At 59.1% G+C, this 18,677-nt stretch carries 15 protein-coding genes and 1 pseudogene; 6 read left to right on the top strand and 10 right to left on the bottom strand.

Translation table 11 applies throughout. The annotated features are described in order from the left end of the window. Positions 1 to 43: 43 nt before the first annotated feature. The 3 genes from X739_RS144455 to X739_RS144465 form a co-directional block, all read right to left on the bottom strand. Positions 44 to 1,384, bottom strand: coding sequence for an adenylate/guanylate cyclase domain-containing protein (locus X739_RS144455; RefSeq protein ID WP_023770947.1), 1,341 nt, complete (start codon positions 1,382 to 1,384; stop codon positions 44 to 46). Between the two features lie 253 nt (positions 1,385 to 1,637). Further along, on the bottom strand, positions 1,638 to 2,981 hold the full coding sequence (locus tag X739_RS144460; RefSeq protein ID WP_023795352.1) for a nucleotide sugar dehydrogenase: 1,344 nt from the start codon (positions 2,979 to 2,981) through the stop codon (positions 1,638 to 1,640). Positions 2,982 to 3,092: 111 nt separating this feature from the next. Beyond that, positions 3,093 to 4,253 carry a DUF3095 domain-containing protein gene (locus X739_RS144465; protein ID WP_023782151.1) on the bottom strand — a complete coding sequence of 387 codons (1,161 nt, stop codon included), beginning with the start codon at positions 4,251 to 4,253 and terminating at the stop codon, positions 3,093 to 3,095. A gap of 92 nt (positions 4,254 to 4,345) precedes the next feature. Here X739_RS144465 and X739_RS144470 point away from each other — a divergent pair, with 92 nt between their 5' ends. After that, positions 4,346 to 5,434 carry a glycosyltransferase family 4 protein gene (locus X739_RS144470; RefSeq protein ID WP_023795351.1) on the top strand — a complete coding sequence of 363 codons (1,089 nt, stop codon included), beginning with the start codon at positions 4,346 to 4,348 and terminating at the stop codon, positions 5,432 to 5,434. Further along, complete coding sequence (locus tag X739_RS144475) at positions 5,431 to 6,192, top strand: polysaccharide deacetylase family protein (RefSeq protein ID WP_023795350.1); 762 nt, start codon at positions 5,431 to 5,433, stop codon at positions 6,190 to 6,192. The genes X739_RS144470 and X739_RS144475 overlap by 4 nt, the downstream gene beginning before the upstream one ends. Position 6,193: 1 nt before the next feature. On the opposite strand, the gene X739_RS144480 is transcribed toward X739_RS144475, so the two are convergent. The 3 genes from X739_RS144480 to X739_RS144490 all read right to left on the bottom strand — a co-directional run bounded on the left by X739_RS144480 (position 6,194) and on the right by X739_RS144490 (position 10,473). Then, positions 6,194 to 7,048 (bottom strand): MBL fold metallo-hydrolase, encoded by an 855-nt coding sequence (locus X739_RS144480; protein ID WP_023795349.1) that lies wholly within the window; start codon positions 7,046 to 7,048, stop codon positions 6,194 to 6,196. Positions 7,049 to 7,225: 177 nt separating this feature from the next. Then, positions 7,226 to 7,675 (bottom strand): cyclic nucleotide-binding domain-containing protein, encoded by a 450-nt coding sequence (locus tag X739_RS144485; protein WP_023770941.1) that lies wholly within the window; start codon positions 7,673 to 7,675, stop codon positions 7,226 to 7,228. Between the two features lie 83 nt (positions 7,676 to 7,758). Next, complete coding sequence (locus tag X739_RS144490; protein ID WP_023795348.1) at positions 7,759 to 10,473, bottom strand: ABC transporter ATP-binding protein; 2,715 nt, start codon at positions 10,471 to 10,473, stop codon at positions 7,759 to 7,761. 272 nt (positions 10,474 to 10,745) lie between these two features. On the opposite strand from X739_RS144490, the gene X739_RS144495 reads away from it, so the two are divergent. Next, on the top strand, positions 10,746 to 11,417 hold the full coding sequence (locus tag X739_RS144495) for a class I SAM-dependent methyltransferase (RefSeq protein WP_031240451.1): 672 nt from the start codon (positions 10,746 to 10,748) through the stop codon (positions 11,415 to 11,417). A gap of 206 nt (positions 11,418 to 11,623) precedes the next feature. Here X739_RS144495 and X739_RS144500 read toward each other — a convergent pair whose 3' ends face one another. The 3 genes from X739_RS144500 to X739_RS144510 are packed head-to-tail and all read right to left on the bottom strand — an operon-like array spanning position 11,624 to position 15,256. Beyond that, the gene (locus X739_RS144500; RefSeq protein WP_023782144.1) at positions 11,624 to 12,799 is read right to left on the bottom strand and encodes a glycosyltransferase; all 1,176 of its coding nucleotides are present in this window, start codon (positions 12,797 to 12,799) and stop codon (positions 11,624 to 11,626) included. Next, on the bottom strand, positions 12,796 to 14,040 hold the full coding sequence (locus X739_RS144505) for a glycosyltransferase (RefSeq protein WP_023770938.1): 1,245 nt from the start codon (positions 14,038 to 14,040) through the stop codon (positions 12,796 to 12,798). Before X739_RS144505 ends, X739_RS144500 begins: the two co-directional genes overlap by 4 nt. A 1-nt stretch (position 14,041) precedes the next feature. Then, positions 14,042 to 15,256 carry a glycosyltransferase family protein gene (locus X739_RS144510; RefSeq protein WP_023782143.1) on the bottom strand — a complete coding sequence of 405 codons (1,215 nt, stop codon included), beginning with the start codon at positions 15,254 to 15,256 and terminating at the stop codon, positions 14,042 to 14,044. Positions 15,257 to 16,081: 825 nt separating this feature from the next. On the opposite strand from X739_RS144510, the pseudogene X739_RS1000000170665 reads away from it, so the two are divergent. Next, a pseudogene (locus tag X739_RS1000000170665) lies at positions 16,082 to 16,195 on the top strand (IS1595 family transposase); the annotation flags it as partial. A 422-nt stretch (positions 16,196 to 16,617) separates the two neighbouring features. Here the strand turns inward: X739_RS1000000170665 and X739_RS144515 are convergent. After that, entirely contained in the window at positions 16,618 to 16,935 is a 318-nt protein-coding gene (locus X739_RS144515) for a M81 family metallopeptidase (protein WP_084056413.1), read from the bottom strand. 609 nt (positions 16,936 to 17,544) lie between these two features. On the opposite strand from X739_RS144515, the gene X739_RS144520 reads away from it, so the two are divergent. Both X739_RS144520 and X739_RS144525 read left to right on the top strand, forming a co-directional pair. Next, positions 17,545 to 18,030 carry a hypothetical protein gene (locus X739_RS144520; RefSeq protein ID WP_023795345.1) on the top strand — a complete coding sequence of 162 codons (486 nt, stop codon included), beginning with the start codon at positions 17,545 to 17,547 and terminating at the stop codon, positions 18,028 to 18,030. Positions 18,031 to 18,032: 2 nt separating this feature from the next. Next, a complete protein-coding gene (locus X739_RS144525) occupies positions 18,033 to 18,638 on the top strand; it encodes a hypothetical protein (protein ID WP_023795344.1) in 606 nt (201 codons plus the stop codon). Positions 18,639 to 18,677: the final 39 nt, after the last annotated feature.

Below are 18,677 nucleotides of genomic sequence, written 5' to 3'. Positions count from 1 at the left end.
ACAGGACAGCATACCAAAGGCATTCGGATCAGATTGAGGCGGGCTACTGGAGCTTCCTGGGGTCGCCCGGCGACAGCCGTGCTGCATCGCGATGAAGCAGCATGACCTGCTCGGCCTCCGATCTCCGGTCGTAAATCGGCTCCAGCGCACCATCTTCATCGAGTGCGAGAGCGCCCGACAGATCGGGTGAAAGCACCGTCAGCTTCTGCTTGAGCCCCGCCAATTCCTCGGTGCCGAGCGTCAGCCAGCTGTTGGCGCCGCAATAGCTGGCGAACTCCTTGCTGGCGAGAACGCGGTGCGGATATTTCTTGGTCAGGGTCTGGAGACGCTGGACCTCGTTTACAGCCGAGCCAAACACAGAGAAGGTGAGCCGATCGGTAAGCCCGACATTGCCGAACATCACGTTGCCGACATGCAGGCCGATGCCAAATTTTATATCGGGCAACCCCTTTTCCTTTCTCCGCAGATTGAGATCGATCATGCGCGCAGTGGCCTTGTGCGCTGCCGCCAGAGCAGACTGGCAGGCGATCTCGGACTGCGAGCGATGCCTTTCGCAAGGGTAGACGGCAATGAAGCCATCACCTATGAAACTCATGATCTGCCCGCCCTTGCGATTGAAAGGTGCAGCAATGGCGTCGAAAAACTGGTTCAGCGTATCGATGTAGATTTCGCGGCCGGAGGTTTCGGCAAGCCGTGTCGACCCGCGCATATCGGCCATGACCAGTGCGGCCCGGATTGTGTCGCCCTCGCCGCGCTTGATCTGGCCGTCCAGCACGCGTCTGCCGGCGTCGCCGCCGAGATAAGTGGTCATCATGTTGTCGGCCAGCTTCGTGAGCACCGCCATCTTGGTTGCGATGGCGAGATGGTTTTGGATACGCAGCAGCGCCGAAATCATGCTGTCGCTGAAACCTGAAGCACTGTCGGTGGACCAGGAGCCGATCATTCCCTGACTGGTATTGCCGTTGAAGGGGTGGACGAAAGCCATGTAATCGGTCACGCCCATCAGCCTGAGTTCATCGAAAACAGGAAACTCCGAGGGGACCGACGGGTCGAGCCGACGCCGCAGATGGTCGAGCTTGTTGCTGAGCAGATGGTAGTAGGGGCTGGTCAGGAACCTGTCGGAATGAACGCCGTCCTTTTTGCGGAAGCCTTCCACTTCCATGCCTTGGCCGCGGAGCCAGGTGAAGCCAAGCGCGTCATAAAGCGGATGAAGCATCGAAAAGCTCAAATGCACCCGCTTCAGCGGCAGGCCGGCAGCAGCCAGCCGCTCGCAAAACCCCTTTACCAATGTTTCCAGCTCGTCGCCCGCCAACGCCGACTGAGTAAGCCAGTCGGCAACCTTATCCATGAGAATTGTGGAAATTTCTGCTCGCGTCGTGCTCATGCCACCTCGAAACCCGTCGAAGACGGAACCATTATCCTTCGATCCGCCATAACACAGTCCGCCAGCGACCCAAAGATACCCCGAAGTCAACGGTTGGGTGCGGCCGCGACGGCGAAAGGAAACTTCCGAATGACTGTCCTTGCAACCAAGGAACAGGCTTAACTGCATTCATGCCCTGCGTTATGTGGCGAAGCTGCGGCCGGAGTGAAATCACGATCCTGACATCGGGCGAAAGTGGCCGGCTGGGGCGCCGTCAGGCCTTCACCACCGTCTCTCGGAGCAGCCCGAGACGGCCAAAAACATTGCGTGTGTCGACGATCAGAATGGCGTGATCAGCGATTGCCTGATAGTCGATCGCGTCATGGTCGGTTGCAACGACGACAGCATCGAAATCCTTCAACGCCGCCTCGGTCAACTCGAGCGAGCGGCGCCCCCTGATGGCCATATGCTCCCGTGTGGTAGGGATCTCGGGAACGTGCGGATCGTGAAATTCCGCCTTGCCGCCGCGTTCCTCGATGAGTTCAATGAGTCGCAATGAGGGGCTTTCGCGGATGTCGGGCACATTCTTCTTGTAGGCGAGCCCGATGATGAGAATGCGCGAGCGGCTGAGCGCCTTGCCGCGGCGCCGGTCCAGCGCTTTGGCAAGTTCATCGACCACGTGACGCGGCATGGCAGTGTTGATCTCTGCCGCTAGCTCGATGAAGCGGGTCGGCAGTTCGTATTCGCGCGCCTTCCACGTCAGGTAGAAGGGATCGATTGGAACGCAGTGCCCGCCCAATCCGGGGCCAGGATAAAAAGGCATGTAGCCGAAGGGCTTGCTCTTGGCCGCCTCGACCACCTCCCAGATGTCGATACCCATGGCGCCGAGCACGACCTTTAATTCGTTGACGAGGGCTATGTTGACTGAGCGGAAGATGTTTTCCGTCAGCTTGACTGCCTCGGCGGTCGCCGTGCTGGAAACCGGAACGACGGTTTTGACCACCAATTGGTAGAAAGCCTTGACGAGCGTCGCCGCGTCAATGCCGTCACCTGCCACGACCTTGGGGATCGTCGCGACTTCAAAGTTGCGGTTGCCGGGATCCTCGCGTTCGGGCGAGAAGCCGAGAAAGAAGTCTATCTTCGACTGCAAGCCGGTTTCTTCCAGTATGGGCTTGATCACATCGTCGGTGGTGCCGGGATAGGTGGTAGATTCCAGCACGACGAGGTGACCGAGACGCAGATGCTTTGCGATGACGCCAGTTGTGTTCCTGACAAAGGACAGGTCCGGCTCACGGTTTTTCGTCAGCGGTGTCGGAACGCAGATGATGATGATATCGCAGCCTGACAGTTCGGCAAAATCCGCCGTGGCGCGGAACCGTCCACTCGCCACGTGGCCGGCAAGGGCTGTCGACGTCACCGCCTCGATGTAGGATTGGCCGTTGTTCAGACTCTCGACCTTCTGGGCTTCGATGTCGAAGCCGAAAACCGGGAAGCCGGCGCGTGCGACCGCAATTGCCAGCGGCAACCCGACATAGCCCAATCCGATCACGCCGACTTGCGCGGCGTGCGTCGAGATACGGTTCAACAGACGGTCATATGCCGATCGTGAAGCGCCCAAAATCTGCTTCCCCGTTAATTGGGACAGGCTGGCCGCTGCCAGGCGCGGCTTACCAGTCCCAGGAACCATGGCCGAGGCATATTTGGGAAAATGGATTCTCGCAAGCCGTCATCAGACCGGCAACTTTGCCTTCAGGTTTGCGGCCGCCATTGCATAGCCGCCGGCGGCACCATCTATGAAATGAACGTGATCGCGGTGCAGCGGCGAGGCGACGAGGCATGTCATCAAGGCCGATTTCTGGCGGTGCAGGCCATAGTTGCAGATGCCCGCCTCTTCCGCCTGTTTGAGCCGCTTCTCGATCCGTTGCAACACATCAGCGTCAACGTCGATGGTCATCTTCAGGCCGTCGTCGAATTTCCGGAAATCCGAATTGCTGGCCACTTCGCGTTTATAGATCTTTGGATCGAAACTGCCGATCGTCCAGCCATATCTGTCGGTGACGGCCGTAAGCGCCATCAGGAACACTATCCACGACTTCGACAGCCACCGCAGTCCTGCCGGCGCCGTCGCCCGCGCCTCGATATCGAGGCCGGCGGGCAGCAAGCTGTAACCCGGCCCGTTCACCGGCACGGGGTGGCCACCGCGTTCCTGCCTGGCGGCAAGGGCAATGATGTCGGACGCCAGAAACTGAAAACCGCGCAGGTCGCGCGACGAGCCCGGTGTGGCTATGATCGAGACGATTTCGCCGTGCCGGGTTTCGATAGGGTTCCAGCGGCAGGACAGGCCGGTCAGATCCGGCCGTGCGCCGGCCGCAGCAGGATCGATGCGGTAGCGCCCCGCTTTCATCTCGGCTTCCGCCCAACTGCCACCGCCGCCGGCGAACATGGCATAAAAGACGGCATCTGATGCTTGGAACCTTGCCACGCGAACGTCGAGGCCTTGCGCTCGAATATCCGATATCGGCACGATTGCGGCACGCAGGGTTAGGTCCAGTTCGTCCGCCACCCATCTCTGGACAGCCGCCAGCGCCTTGCGGGTGGGCTCCATCGCCGAGCCGGGAAAGGCCACGAGCGCCCCGTCGCCGCCGAAGACAAAGGGAAGATCTTGCCGACCTAGCGCATTGAGCAGGGCCGAAATGACACTGGCGCCGGCCATATTGACCGTTTTATAGCGTCCCGTCTCGATCGCCTTGGTCGAGCCGACAATGTCGGCTGTTGCCAGCGCCCACCCATCGGGCAGAGGCCGATAGTTGTCGATGTCGGCCACGCTTTCGAACTTTGCGAAGACCGGCAGAGAAGCGACAAACGGGTCCGAGGCGGCAGCTGTCTCCATGAGCATCAGATAGCACATTCCGCTGCTTGAAGGTGCAGTCGATGATGCTTCGAAATTGACTTGCGCATGCTTTCCGATGATAGGGTCGCACAATGCGAATTGCCTTCTACGCGCCGCTGAAGTCACCCAATCATTCCGTTGCCTCCGGCGACCGCCAGATGGCACGCATGCTGGTCAAGGCGCTGGAGCATGGAGGACACAGCGTCGAACTGGCATCCGAATTGCGCTTCTATCTACGCGAACCGGAGCCGAAAAGTTTCGATGCGCTCAAGATAGAGGCCCGAGAGGAAGCCGCGCGGCTGGCCCGCCTTTGGGACCGTGACGGCAAGCCCGATCTATGGTTCTGCTATCATACCTATTACAAGGCGCCCGACCTGATCGGGCCCGAGTTGGCGTCGACCTTTGATGTCCCATATGTGACAGCGGAAGCTTCCTATTCGAGGCGACGCAATGCCGGTTTGTGGGCTGATACGCAAGCGTTGGTGGTCCAAGCCGTCGAACAGGCGGCGCTGAACATCTGCTTCACGCAAAGGGATCGTCAGGGATTGGCAGATGCGATACCCCAGGTCGCTCTTCATATGCTGTCACCCTTCATCGACACATCGGTCTTCCATGAAATGCCGGCACGAGGTTGCCCAACGCGCCTCGTTGCTGTTGCCATGATGCGACCGGGTGACAAAGTCGAAAGCTATCGCATGCTGGCGCAAGCGCTCGGTCAGATCGGCCACCTGCCCTGGACCATGTCGGTCGTCGGCGACGGGCCTGCCCGTGAGGACGTCAAGGCGCTATTCGCCGGCTTTGCCGCCGAGCGTATCGAATGGCTTGGCGCGATTGACCCAGCCGCCGTGCCGGATGTCCTCTATGGTGGAGGAATTTACGTCTGGCCGGGTTACGGGGAGGCCTATGGCGTTGCCTATCTTGAAGCACAGGCCGCCGGCCTTCCGGTGGTGGCTCAGGACATCGCCGGCGTGCCGGAAGTTGTACGAGATGGCCAGACCGGATTTCTCACCCCGCCGCACGATGTGGCGGCCTTCGCTTCTGCCATTGAAAGGCTTTTGGCCCGTAAAGACGAGAGAACCATCATGGCTGAAGAAGCCAGACGTTTCATCCTTGAAGAACGTTCCCTCGACGTTGCAGCGGCGCATCTGGCCGAACTTCTTTCGAAGGTCTCGGCTTCATGAGATCTTCCGATCGGATCTGGCAGCCCTTGGTTGAAGAACTGGCGGGCCGGCAAGGGGCGGGTCGTAAGTCAGAGTTCTGGCTGCGCGACGATGATGCCGTGGATCCGATGCCTGCACTTGATCGGCTGCTCGACCTCACCGGTGAATTCGCGGTTCCTGCCACTCTGGCCGTCATTCCGGCTTTCACGGATGAGAAGCTTGTCGCCCGGCTCGACGAGGCGCCGCATGCCACAGTCGCCATCCATGGCTGGGCGCATCGAAATCATGCGCCCGAAGGCCAGAAAAAGCAGGAACTCGGCGCGCATCGGCCACGCGAGGCCGTCCTCGATGAATTGGCTGGCGGGCTGTCGCACTTAACGGACCTGCACGGCGCGCGCGCCGTCCCGATGCTCGTGCCCCCCTGGAACAGGATCGACGCCGACCTCGTATCCGACCTTGGATCAATAGGATTTGCGGCGTTGTCGGTCTTCGGGCCGCCGAAGCCGGCTCCACTGGCGGTCATCAACAGCAATGTCGACATCATGGATTGGCATGGCACGCGGGGCTGTCGCGATCACGGCCTATTGGTCCAGGCAATCATCGCGCACTTGCAGCATGCGGACGACGAACCGGTCGGCCTGCTCACCCATCATCTCGTACATGATGAATCGGCGTGGGGTTTCCTTGAACGGCTGTTCACAGTCACTGCACAAATCGAAACCTGCGCATGGGTTCCAATCAGGACATTGATCGGGCGCTGCGCAGGCAGAGGAAAATAGCTCAGCGCTCTTTGTGCAACGAGACTGGAAATTCGAGGGTCAGCCCATCCCGCGCGGCAAAAGCGCCAGCAAACCTGTCTTTGGCCAGTTTCTCGATCTCATCCAGTTCCTCGTCGGTGCGTGTCGCATCGTGGTGAAACAGCGCAAGCCCTCGCGCACCGGCCGCCCCACAGAGTTTGACCCCCTGTTGCCATGTCGAGTGCCCGTTACCGCGGCGGCGTTCCATTTCCTCATCGGTGTAGGTGCAGTCGTAGATGACGAGGTCGGCATCTTCGATCAGGCCGAGCACCGTGCGATCGAGTTTGTCGGGCTCATGCTCAGTGTCTGTGATCACCGACACGACGCGGCCGCCCCATTCGACCCGGTAGCCGATGCAGCCGCCTGGGTGAACAAGACTGCCCGTCCGGATCACCACCCCTTCGCGCGGCCGAAGCACGTCTCCGGACACGAAGTCGCGGTAGTCGAGGCTTGCCTTGCAGACCTCCAGCTTCACTGGAAACCAAGGCGGCCGCATGAAAGCATCGACCATTTGCCGCGTCGTCATGCGCCCTGCAAGATGCCCGGACCAAAGCGTAACCGTGACGCTCCGGTCGTAGATCGGCGCAAAGAACGGCAGCCCGATAATGTGATCGTAGTGGCAATGGGTGAAAAGTAGGTCGAAATCGGTCACGCCCAACGTCCGAAGCGCCCCGCCGGCAGGCCGCATGCCAGAGCCCGCGTCGAACAGAAGCGTATGCTTGCCACAGCGCATCTCAATGCAGCTTGTGTTGCCGCCATGGCGAGAGAATTCTGGCCCCGATACCGGGATGCTGCCGCGCACCCCCCAAAACCTGACCAGGAAAACGTCGTCGTCCATGGTAGCCCCTTCGCAGTTCCCGTCGCTCATCGTAGCCAAACAACTGCCGCTAGAGCAAATTCAGGAAAAGTGTGAACCGCTTTCCGCCCGGAACGAGGCCAGACCGGTTTTCCCAGTGACCTTTTCAGCAAGAGGCCCGCGCTATGATTACGGGAAGCATCGACCGCGGTTCATTCGCTATTTGGCACTTCGTGCATCGATCAGATCGGCGGTGGTGTGGCTTAGGCGATCGGCAAGAACCCGCAATATCTCAATGGTCATTTCGGGGGACTCCTTCATGAGCCTCAGGAAATGATCCTTTCGGATTCTCAAGGCTTCCAGCTGACTTGCCGCTCTGACGGTGGCAGTGCGCGAGCTGTTGCAAAGTATGGCGATCTCGCCAACAATTGAATTTGGCACCATTTCGGCTACTTTTATCGGCCCTCTGTCGGAATCGACCAGAATCTCTGCCCTGCCTGAAAGGATGACATAGGCGGCATCTCCCTCGTCGCCCTGCCGGAACAGAATCTGGCCCGCGCCGTAGCTCACGCGATCGGATGTGAACGCAAGCAGTTTGAGCTTTGTCAACTCGATGCCAGAAAACAAGGGAACGCGTTGCAGCATTCCAACTTCATCCTTGAGCAGCATTGTCGCAAACCTCAAAATTAGCGTTTGCCAGACTAGAGCAACACGCGCCCAGATGGAATTGGTTCCGCATCCGCGACGTCCCTCTACGACACCAGTTCCTTGAAGACACCGTTGCCTGCCAAAAGTGTCTCGTGTGTTCCGTCTTCCACCAATTCACCCGAGTCGAAGACGATGACGCGATCGAACATCATCGCCATTGACGGATTCGTCACGACCCACACAATTGCTGGCGAATGGCCGTCGCGCCTGGCTTCCTCGAGCACGTTTCGCAACACCCTATCTTGCATGCGTTGATCGAGCGCCGATAGCGGCCGGTTGAGAATGAGAAAATCGGGACGCTTGAGCAGGGCTCGGGCAACGTCGAGCTTCTGTCGCTGTCCACCGGTCAGCCGCCTGCCGCCGGCCCCGACGTTGAAATCCAGGCCGACATTGAGAAGTTCGCCATAAAGCCCCAGCTCGTCAAGAATGTCATAGAGGATTGAGCGTATGCGGTCCGGCGCGTCGGGGTGGTTGTTGCCCACACGCCCGAACAGCACATTGTCCATGACAGTAGCCGCGGCGATGTATTTGCCCGGATCATACCGTTCGATCGCGCTATGCAGCTCGGTCGGCAGGTTTTCATAGAACCGGTTGCGGGCAGTGACGATCTTGCTCATCAGTTCATCGCTCAGCAGGCCGAAGCGGTGCCGGGGCTCGATATAGGCAAAGCTCAAGCTGACGATCATGGCGCGGTCGGTCTCCGAAACCGCCTCGTAGGGACGGTTCTTGAGTCGTTGCAGCAAGGTTTCGTAGGCCGGTATCTCCTCGGCGCTCATGAAGGCGAGCTGCTGGAAAAACTGGTGATCGGCTGGCAGGTCGGCAAAGAGCTCGATCGCCTGTTCGGCGATTTCCATGCCCATTTCGTAGAGCGTGCGGTCGAGGCCGGCTTGATTCAGCACAGAAGAAAAATAGGGGTTGGCCGCCAGCGCCCTGTCCGCCAGTTCCGGGCCGGCCGCAGCGCCGAAGAGCAGGTTCTGGCCGATGGTCGCTTCCTTGTTGTAGGCGCCCGGTTCGAAGGGAACCACCAGTCCGCTCAGCCCTTCCTGTTCAAGCCGGGTTCGCAACGCCGCTCGCAGTTCGACGATCCGCCTGGCAAGTTCCGTGTGACGTTTGAGGTCGGCCGACGAGCGCAAGCCAAGATCCAGAATGTCGCGCGACAGAACAACCGCGTCGAGCACCCGGCGCACGGCTTCAAATAGGTCGTGCGGGCCGGTGGCCCCGGCGGAAGCATAGTTGATCCAGTCGCTGCGGATATCAAGATCTGGATTGCCCGACCGGTGCGCCTCTTCCATGTCCCAGCGGTGCTGGTCTGCCGCGGCACCGTCATAAGTCACCGGTGTCATCGGCGCATGCTTCAATCCGTAGAGCAAGTTATCGCGGAGGCTTGCCTGGAACAGGAAAACATCCGACGAGGCATACGACATGCGCCGTCCGGTAACTGCTTCGGGGAGTTCAAGCAGGTCGTCGGAACCCGAAGCGATCCTTCCGCTGTCGGGCCAGTTGAGCCGCGCGAAGGCTTCTGCAAGCGCTTCGGCTCCGCCTGTTGCGGTGCTGACCAGCGCCACCGTCTCACCCGGCTTGACCTGGAGGGAGACACGGTTGAGAAGCATCGCACCGCCATCGTCTGCTATGGACAGACCGATCGCCGACAGGGGTTTGGTCATCGGATCGGGATCGTCGATCGCCAACGCCCCAATTCTAGGCTCAATGAGACCCTCCACGGTGAACTGTTCAACGACCTGCTGATATTTGACCTGGACATCTTGCCGATCCTGATCCCAGTCGATCAGTTCCTTCATCGGTCCCGGCAGATCCTTGTAGGCGCCGATCACGGCTACGAGTTGGCCGACGTCCAGCCGACCCTCAATGGCTAGGTAGCCGCCGATCATGTAGAACAGAAAGGGCGTGAGCTGTGCGAGAAAATTATTGAGGAACTTTACCATGAATTTCCATTGGTAAAGATCGAAGCGGATCTTGAATATGAGCCCGAGCCGGGCAGCTATATCGGCACGCTCATAGTTTGATGTGTCGTGGACGTGAACCGCGCCGATACCGTCGACGATCTCGCCAACCCGGCCCGAAAGTGCGCGCGCCGTCAATTGCCGTTGGCGCCCGAGCACGATCAGCCGCCGCCGCATTCGCGGGATGAGCACGATCTGGATCGTCACGATCACGACCGCTATCAGTCCGAGCCAGACGTTCTGGACCATGATGAAGAGCATGGCCGTCAGCGCCTGACCGCCGAGCAGTACCGGCTGCAGGAAGGCATCGCCGATAAAGCCGCCCAGCGGCTCCACCTCGTCCTTCACCATGGTCGCCACTTCGGCGGATTTCACCCGCTTGAAATAAACCGGCGGAAACCGCAGCACACGATCGACCAGATCGAAGCGGATACGCCGCAGCATGCGTTCGCCGAGACGGCCCTTGTAGGTGTTGATGTAGAGTTTAAATAGGCCGTTGATGACGACCAGGAGGAGAAACACAAGGCTCAGGGCAAACAGCGTCGCCTTGCGGCCGAGCTGAAAACCGGAGAAGAACAGGACGTCGCCAAGGAACGGCAGGCTATAATGCAGCCTCATGAATGGCTGGGTCGCGCCCACTTGCTCGAAGCCCTTACCTTGAATTGGGCCGTTGACGATGAGCTTCGGCAGGTCGAAGGACATGAAATACGGGACCATCGAAAGCACGACGATCATCAATATCCAAAGCTGCTGCTTTTTGGTGTGCGTCCAGATATAGCGGGCGAGACTGGGTTCCATATGCGGCCGTGGAGCCTTCAGTTGGAAGGATGGGGGATGAAGAAGCGGCTACCGGCGCATGGCGTATCGGCAATTTCTTCGTCGCCGATGACAAGCTCGAACATGCAGTGCACGAAAGACGCCGATTGTCCCGACAGATGCAGTCGGCTCTCTCCGGCACCGGGCAATGGCGAAGCGGCTAACAGCATAATCAAATCCCCGGATCAAAACGGCCTTGCGGGGGGCAAGATTGCGTTGTGTCGCCCGAACTCCCACCATACAAGACGAATATGATGGATGTCACGCAACCACGCAATGCCGGCATGGACTGGCGCGAGCAAGCCTTGGACCTCACGCGCGGAATTGCGGCCTATGCCGACCGTCCTCTCGTGGCAGGGCTGGCGCGCGTCATCGCCCAGCATCCGAACGCCGATATAGGCAACGCCTTCAACCACAAACAGGTCGCCTGCAAGATGTGGGCGCTCGATAGGCTGTTCGAAAACAGCGGCGGGCGCTTCGGGCGAATATGGGTTCTGGGTGGTTGGTATGGCGTGTTGTCGGCAATGTTTTTCAACGATGCCCGCTTCGACATCGCAGCGGTTGATAGCATCGACATCGATCCCGAAGTCGCGCCTGTCGCCCAGACGTTAAACCGGGATGCCGGCGACCGGTTCCGGGCCCTGACGGCAGATATGTACGCACTCGACTATGCGGCCGGGCGTCCCGACCTGACCGTCAATACGAGCTGCGAACACATAGCCGATCTGCCCGCCTGGCTTGCTCTGCTTCCGCAGGGGACGACTGTTCTGCTGCAATCGAACGATTATTTCAGCGAGCCAACGCACGTCAACTGCGTGGCTTCGTTGGCAGCCTTCGAAGCAATGGCGGCGCTGCGGGAGGTGCGGTTCTCCGGCGAGCTGCCCACCAAAAATTATACGCGCTTCATGCTGATTGGAACGGTCTAGCTTTCGCCCAACCGCCTAGCGGTTTTCGATCCATAAAACACGCCGTGGAGCGCGTCGCACGAAGCTCACCAGAAGCGACGCGCGTCAGAGCAAATCCAGGAAAATGTGAGCGGCTCTCTGTCCGGACTTGCGTCAAGACAAAGAGGTAGAGCTGTTCTGCGTTTTCCGCGAAACCTGAACGGCGTTGGGATTTGTCGTCCGTTCGATCATGAGCTTTTGTTGAGACGAAGCCCCTGTCTTAGGGACCATGTTCGATGCCGGTCGCGCAGGATTTGCGCCGAGTGACGGGCGCCGTCCAGGTTGAGACGATGGGCGGATGGTCCAGGTGCCACAAGCGCGGCTTCGATCGCTTTCGCCAAACCTTCAGGCGTCAGGTCCCTTTCCATCACAACCGTTGCAAGGCCGAGTTCTTCGAGCAGCAGGGCGCGAACCGTTTGTTCTGTTTCACCGCCGGCTGCAAATGGGGCGAGCAGGGAGCGACATCCCGCGCGCAGGACATCGCAGACCGTGTTGTAACCCGCCTGCGAGACTGACAGGCGGGCACCCGTCAGCAGGCTGGCGAAATCCTTGCGGAACCGGAAGATGGACAGGCCCGGCGGGACGTCGTGTGCAATCGCGTCAAACTGGTCTTTCGGCAGGTTTGGGCCGGTGATCAAACACCATTTCCAACCGTTCCTGGCATTCCGCGCAGCTTCGATGGTGGAGCTTACAAGGCTGTTTCCGGCAGCCCCGCCGCCAACTGACACCAGAACGTCGAAGCGCTCGGAGGCGGCGGGCGATGGTGGCCCGGCAACGAGCCCCGTGTAGGTGACCTCGGTCTTGATCGCCCCGGCCAGTGGAAATGTCTTGTCGAGGGTTGCAAAAGCCGGGTCGCCGTGGACCATAATAAGATCGAAATGCCTATTGACCAGATCAAGCGTTTCCTGGTTTCGGCCCGGCTTGACGCGCTCCTGAAGGATATCACGAATGGACGTCGCCAGCAGCGGTCTGGGCGACGACGCGTTGATAGCCTCGATCAGCGGCAAGAGTTCGAATCGCATCTGCCGGCGTCCAAATGGAAACGCCTCGACAATCACGACATCAGGCCTGCAATCCCGGAATGCCTGGAGCAGCATCTCTGAACGGCGTTTCTTGAAATCCACGTCTATGGGTATGCCCTGCAGGTCGACAAGTCCGGAAAATCTTTCATCACCGGAGGTGACAGGCGGCAGGGTTACAAGTTTTACCCCCAGTCCCGGAAACCCAGCGACCGGAGGTCCGCCGGTCACGATCGTTACGTCAAACCCGTCATCGACCAGAGCCGCCGCAATGTGGCTGGTCCGTGCGAGATGCCCGATACCGAGCAGGTGCTGAACATAGAGGAAGGCGCGCAGCTGCTTCAATCGACGGCCCGCCACTCGCGCTCGAACAGTTCCGTCAGCTGTCCAATGCTGGCCATATGATCAAAATTGCCGCGCACGTGCCGCTCTGCGGCATCGCCCAGGCGGGCGCGCAGCACGGGATCCCGGATCAGGCGCTCCAGCGCCTGTGCCAGTGCGATTGGGCTATTTGTCGGTACCAGAAGCCCGGTTTCATCGGGCGATATAAGCTCCGGCACACCAGAAACATCGGTGGACACGCAGGCAAGCCGCTGGCTAGCTGCCTCCACGAGAACATTTGGCAAGCCGTCCCGGTCGCCATTTGCCGTGATCCTGCAGGCCAGGGCGAAGATGTCGGCGCAGCGGTAGTGCTCAAGCACCTGCTCCTGCGCAAGCGCGCCTTTCCAGGCGACGCGATCGTCCAGTCCGAGCTTTTGCGCCATCGCCTTGAGCCGTTCCAGTTCCTCGCCGTCGCCGATATGCTCGAAACGCCAGGCCAAATCGCCCGGCAAGAGGGCAAGGGCTTCCAGCAAGGTATCGTAACCTTTCTTTTCGACGGCGCGACCGACACTCAGTACGACAACCGCTCCGGCCGGCTCCGAGCCGTCATGCTGTTTTCGCGCGTCGCCGAAACTGCCGAAGCGATGAAGGTCGAGCCCATGATAGCTCAGATGCACAGACGAGTTGCCGTTGGCGAGTTTTTTCAGACGATCGAAGCCGGTTTTCGTGCAGGTGACTGTCCAGCGGGCCGAGGAAAGTTTGCCAGCCAAATCCCAGTCCGCCGAAGTCCAGATGTCCTTGGCATGGGCTGAGCAGCTCCAGGGCAGGCTACGAAGCTGGCTGGCATAGCGCGTCACCGATGCCGGTGTGTGCACGAAATGCGCATGCAACCATCCCGCGTCTTCCGGCCATTCGGCCGCCAGCACCAGCGCTTGCCCGAAGCGACGTGCACGATTGCGCGTAAAGTCGCGGAGCATATCGGCGGCCAGCGATCCGAGCGCGCGCCAGAAGCTCGGCCGCGGCAAATAGGCAAACAACGAGCGAAGCACGCGTAGCGGCTCGTCGTGCAGATATTCCGGCAGGTAGTGGACGGGCGCTTTGATCTCGTCATGCACGGGGTGCCGTTTTGCGTCGGTGGGGCGCCTGAGCGCGACGAGAATCAAATCGAACCCTGCGCGTTCCAGACCGAGCAGTTCCTGCGCGATAAAAGTTTCCGACAGCCGCGGATAGCCCTTCAGGACCACGACGATCTTGCGACGTTGCAAGTCAGTTGGTTCCTTCAACGACCGAAAGGTGATGGCCGGCCCGCCGGTCGAGCAATGACGCGACAATCTCGGAAATGTGAGGCAGTCCTTCCAGCGTCAGATGCGGGTTACTCTGTGAGGGGCGGGACCGGTCTGGCAGAGCCACTAGTGCATCGGCGAATCGCTGGGAGTCCTTGGCTTCATCCGGCAGAAGCAGCTCGATCAGCCCGAGTTCCGCTGCGCGCCGAGCGCGAATCAGTTGTTCCTGGCGGGGCTCAATCCGCGGCACGATCAGCGCCGGCTTGTCGAAAGATAATATCTCGCAATAGGTGTTGTAACCACCCATGGCAACTACCGCCTTGGCGCCTGCAATCAGGTCTTCCATACGGTTGTCGAACTCGATCATCTTGATGTAGGGGATCTTGGACCCCTTCTTGAGCAGCTTGTTGCGCTTGCGTGCCGGCATGTAGGGCCCAAGTACAATCAGGGCCCTGTGCTGCAGTTGAGGATCCTGCTGATAGGCATCGAAGACGTCGTGAATCAATTCGGCACCATCGCCGCCGCCACCGGTGGTAACCAGGATATAGTCGCCGTCGGGCCGGTGGCCGGGCAACTCGTTCCGCTGCAGGCTCCGTTGCAGGAAACCAACGAAACTCATCTTTGCCCTGACAGCCGGCGGCACATCCAGGCCGGTCAGCGGATCGTAGAAATCGGGCGGGCCGTAGACCCAGACCTTGTCGTAGAACAGGCCTATCTTGCGCATCACATCCCTGCGCGCCCACTCTGCCTCGAGAAGGTGCGGCGCATCCATCACCTCGCGCAGGCCAAGCACCAGCGTGGTGCCGCGCGTCTTGAGATAGGACAGAGTATCCTCTATCTCACCGCGCAGGCCGAGCGGTTCCTTGTCGACGATGAAGATGTCCGGCCGGAAGGTCTCGGCTGTGTGGCGGATGATCGACTGGCGCAGCCTCAGCGTCTCATGCAGATCGATATCCTTTTCCAGCGAGGTGTATTCGCCGTTGCGCAATTTGATGACGCTGGGGATCTTCACGAAGTCGACACGGGCACGGTAGTCGAAGGCGCCAGCGATGGTCGCACCCGAAATGATAAGTACCTGAAGTCCCCGGAATTCCTCGACCAGCGAATGCGCGATAGTCCGGCAGCGCTGCAGGTGGCCGAGCCCGAACGTGTCGTGGCTGTACATGAGAATTCGAGCGTTTTCTGCGTGCTGGGTCATTGGTGAACGTCTCTTAGAATTCTCGCCTTGAGGACCGTGAGCGACGGGCCGGCTTCGAAACCATCGTGGCTTTGAAATAGGAGGCCGCCATTTTCAATCTGTATTACTTCCGTGGGATGCCGGTCAGACAGGCCTTCCGATTGTCTGGGTCCGAAACTTGGATTGGCGAATATCGCCTTGCGAGAGCGGGCCGAGACCCCTGTTGTCGTTTTGAGAGGGATCGAAGGGGAATGTGGTATCCAAAAGATCGGCAGAAATCATCCCTCTTGATTCCAAAAAGTTCCGGTGTCTGCGAATTCCATCGGTTCGGAGCGGGGAAGGCGAATTCCGCTCTGCTGCCCATGTGGCCAATTGATTGGTCGCCACGCGTCCCCGGCCCATATTTGTTGTGGAACTCACTTCGCGCGCCATTACCCTCGGTCTTGGGGGACCAAAGGTGCTGCCCATCAATCTGTTGACGGGCGGTTTGATTGTGATCCACCGACCAGAACTGAGCCATTTGTCGCCAAGCTAGCCGGAATTCCAGGAAGAATCGAGTGGATGCTAGCGCTTACAACGCACCGCCCGCAGGTATGCGTGTGCAAGACCGTTTGCCCGTCGATCGCGATGGCCTCTAGTTATCTCGCAAGGTTCGACCATGACCAACCGAATTTACCACGCCGCCGAGAAGGCTCGCGAGCCTTTGGAGGCCATTCATTGGCCGCGTGGTCCGTTATTGCTCACATTGCGGCAATGCCAATCCAGATCGCATAACCAAGCTTCACCGCAGGTCTACTCGCCCGGCTTCCAGAAGTGCAACACATGGCGCCTGCCATTCTCTGGCCTTCGCAGCTCTACGCGTCGTCCAAGAAAGGCATCTCCGAGCACCAACCGCGCCGTATGCTCGGCGTCACCAACAAAATCGCTTGGTTCATGGTTCACGGCATTCGAGAAGCGATGGCGGGAGACATTAAGTCTTCTGGGCCGCTTGGTGGCGAAGGCAAGATCGTAGGCCGACGAAACCTGGCATCGGGCGCGTGGACCGCGATTACCTTCACCTCAGCGCAAGGGCCAGGCGCGATTGAAGCGCAAGATGAAGCCGAAGCGCGCCGTTATCGGTCTGGTCGAGCGTGGCGGCAAGTCCGCATGGTTCACGGCAAGCCACCAAGGCCGCTGTGCGCGATATCCTGGTGCGCAATGCGACTGCACATCGACGCTCTACACCTGACCGGCGAGAGGGATTGCCAGTTCTGTCTTCCGTGGTTCGAATCCAAACGGCGGTGATTTTCCCGAATCACCGGCGTTGATGCACACAAACCACAGGGAAGGACGGGCTAAGGCGCATGAGAACGACCACCAAATTAAACCTACCGGCCAGTCCCTCAAGTCGTCCTGTGGCCGGTCGTCGCCATGGCGCCGTGCAGCTCAAGCGCGATCGCGTCATATATTTCCTGGCGAGCCTGGGCTATCAGCGCGGCGCGTATCTCAACGTAGAAGTCGTAATCCACAAGGCCGCCAGGCGGCGCAACAGCCGAAACCGTTGGAATAGCCTTATAGCCGAGTTCCTCGACGCGATTGACGATACCGCCAAAGGTCGTTCCGGATTGCCTTGCATGCGCAATCACATCTTTCCTTCGCCTGATTTCGAAGCGGTCACGCCAAGTAATCTGCGGAGTGAAACTGTGCGAACATGAAAGCACGCCCGACCAGTATCCGTCTTTCGGTCAACTCTATCTCCCAAGAATGATGTTTGGCGCCCAGGCCGCGCTATCGCCCAATGTTGAACTGCTCGGGCGCGCTGCTTCCTCGGCGCAAACCCTCACGCAAGGCGACCTTGGCCACTGCGCTGCCGCGCGACCTCGATCGTGCTCATCAGGACCAGCGAGACCAGCGTAAGCACGGTCGAGACTGCCGCGATGACGAGCGTGAGATTGAAATTGGTGCCCAGAGGCGGAATGGGCAAAACGCAGAGAAAAGATAACAAAATCAGAGGCGAGGCAGGTCGACTGCGAGCTGCTTGTGTAGCACTCGTGTAGGGCAATGTCGAGTTCCTGTGCTTGCGGGTCAAACCGCCAATCGGCGGCTAAGTGAGGCCAAGGCGCGGCTCCGGCTGTGCTTTGATCGCTAAACTACCTTCTCAGGCGTGGAATAAAGGCTGATGGTGGGGATTACCTTCGCCGGAATAATGTTTCCTTATTCGCGGCAAGAGTAGACGCTGATTTTGGTGATAGAATCGACTGATCCAAGCAAATGGGTTAATCGTTCTTGGACGGCTCTTCGTCGACAGATGATGCGGACCGGGAGGGGAAATGAGCAAAAAATGGGTTGGGATCGGCGTTGTTGCAGCCGTGGCAGGGATTGTTTCAGCAAGAGCCTATTTTTGGATGCCCGAAACGCACATAGGAGTGTGCGATACGTCGGCATTGAGCGACCCATATCAGAAAACTGTAGAATTTCTTGATAGCATTATTCAACTTGGACTGACGTTGGCAACGGCCATGATTGGCTTGGGGGCAGGGCTTTTGCTAGGGCTCCAAGGAACATTGCGACCAACGCCATGGATAAGCGCCATTCTCGCAGGGTCGATGATCAGCTTGGCACAGGCCGTCTTGTATGGACTCTGGTGGAAGGCTGGAATCGCGAATCTTTGGTTCAACGAGTGCTGGGAGAAAATTGACGCTCCGTTTCTTCAATACCGTTACGGTTGGAGTTTCAATTTTTTTATGATCGGAATCGTTCTGCTCGCGGTGCTTGTGGCTTTGGTCGCAATTCAACGCGTCAGAGAGGCTGAGTGATCATGATGCAGATGAAAGCCCTCAGAGCAATGGTCATTGCCATCGCGGTCGCCACCCCGTTCGCGGCACAGTCGCAGGAAGTCGACTACGACAGGTTGATCGCGGAATGGGCGAAGGGGAGAGGGGAAATCGTCACTCCATCTGCCCAAAAGGCCGCGCTAAAAGCTGCTGCTGAGGGATTTAGCACTAAAGCAATTTCAGCGGGCTTGAACCACGAAGCCGCTGACAAAATTGCGTTGGCTATAACGGACGCAGGTTACGTCGTGGCCAAGCCCCATGGCGTTACTGCAAAGTGGTCGACCGGCGAATACACATTCGCTTGGGAGGATTCCGGGCAATTCGAAGCGATATCGAAAGCTCTTGAGCCAGAGCTAATTTACGCTTCCCTTGATCGGTTTCCCAGTATCATCGTGGTTGTCGAGCCAGTGCCGCCGGTAGACTATGTAACCGAGATAAACGGTGAAACGGTAACGAGTGTTGAGAAGGGGGTGTATCGGGTCGATCCCGGCGACGTGGTGGTGCGAGTGACAAGGCCAACCCATCCGGACTGCCTTTGGAAGGGAACGCTCGAGACGGGCGCTAAGCAGCAAGTCGATTGCAAATTATAGGACTTGTTCGCGGCTAAACCGGCTGCAGGCCACGACCTC

It is taken from the genome of Mesorhizobium sp. LNHC209A00 (assembly GCF_000502915.1).
Lineage (GTDB): Bacteria > Pseudomonadota > Alphaproteobacteria > Rhizobiales > Rhizobiaceae > Mesorhizobium.
This window is presented reverse-complemented; position numbering and strand designations above follow the sequence as displayed.

Excerpts from the sequence above, each read along its gene's own strand:
- X739_RS144470 (WP_023795351.1), top strand. The coding sequence starts at position 4,346 with ATGCGAATTGCCTTCTACGCGCCGCTGAAGTCACCCAATCATTCCGTT.
- X739_RS144485 (WP_023770941.1), bottom strand. The coding sequence starts at position 7,675 with ATGCTGCTCAAGGATGAAGTTGGAATGCTGCAACGCGTTCCCTTGTTT.
- X739_RS144455 (WP_023770947.1), bottom strand. The coding sequence starts at position 1,384 with ATGAGCACGACGCGAGCAGAAATTTCCACAATTCTCATGGATAAGGTT.
- X739_RS144465 (WP_023782151.1), bottom strand. The coding sequence starts at position 4,253 with ATGGAGACAGCTGCCGCCTCGGACCCGTTTGTCGCTTCTCTGCCGGTC.
- X739_RS144480 (WP_023795349.1), bottom strand. The coding sequence starts at position 7,048 with ATGGACGACGACGTTTTCCTGGTCAGGTTTTGGGGGGTGCGCGGCAGC.
- X739_RS144475 (WP_023795350.1), top strand. The coding sequence starts at position 5,431 with ATGAGATCTTCCGATCGGATCTGGCAGCCCTTGGTTGAAGAACTGGCG.
- X739_RS144525 (WP_023795344.1), top strand. The coding sequence starts at position 18,033 with ATGATGCAGATGAAAGCCCTCAGAGCAATGGTCATTGCCATCGCGGTC.
- X739_RS144490 (WP_023795348.1), bottom strand. The coding sequence starts at position 10,473 with ATGGAACCCAGTCTCGCCCGCTATATCTGGACGCACACCAAAAAGCAG.
- X739_RS144495 (WP_031240451.1), top strand. The coding sequence starts at position 10,746 with ATGGATGTCACGCAACCACGCAATGCCGGCATGGACTGGCGCGAGCAA.
- X739_RS144510 (WP_023782143.1), bottom strand. The coding sequence starts at position 15,256 with ATGACCCAGCACGCAGAAAACGCTCGAATTCTCATGTACAGCCACGAC.
- X739_RS144520 (WP_023795345.1), top strand. The coding sequence starts at position 17,545 with ATGAGCAAAAAATGGGTTGGGATCGGCGTTGTTGCAGCCGTGGCAGGG.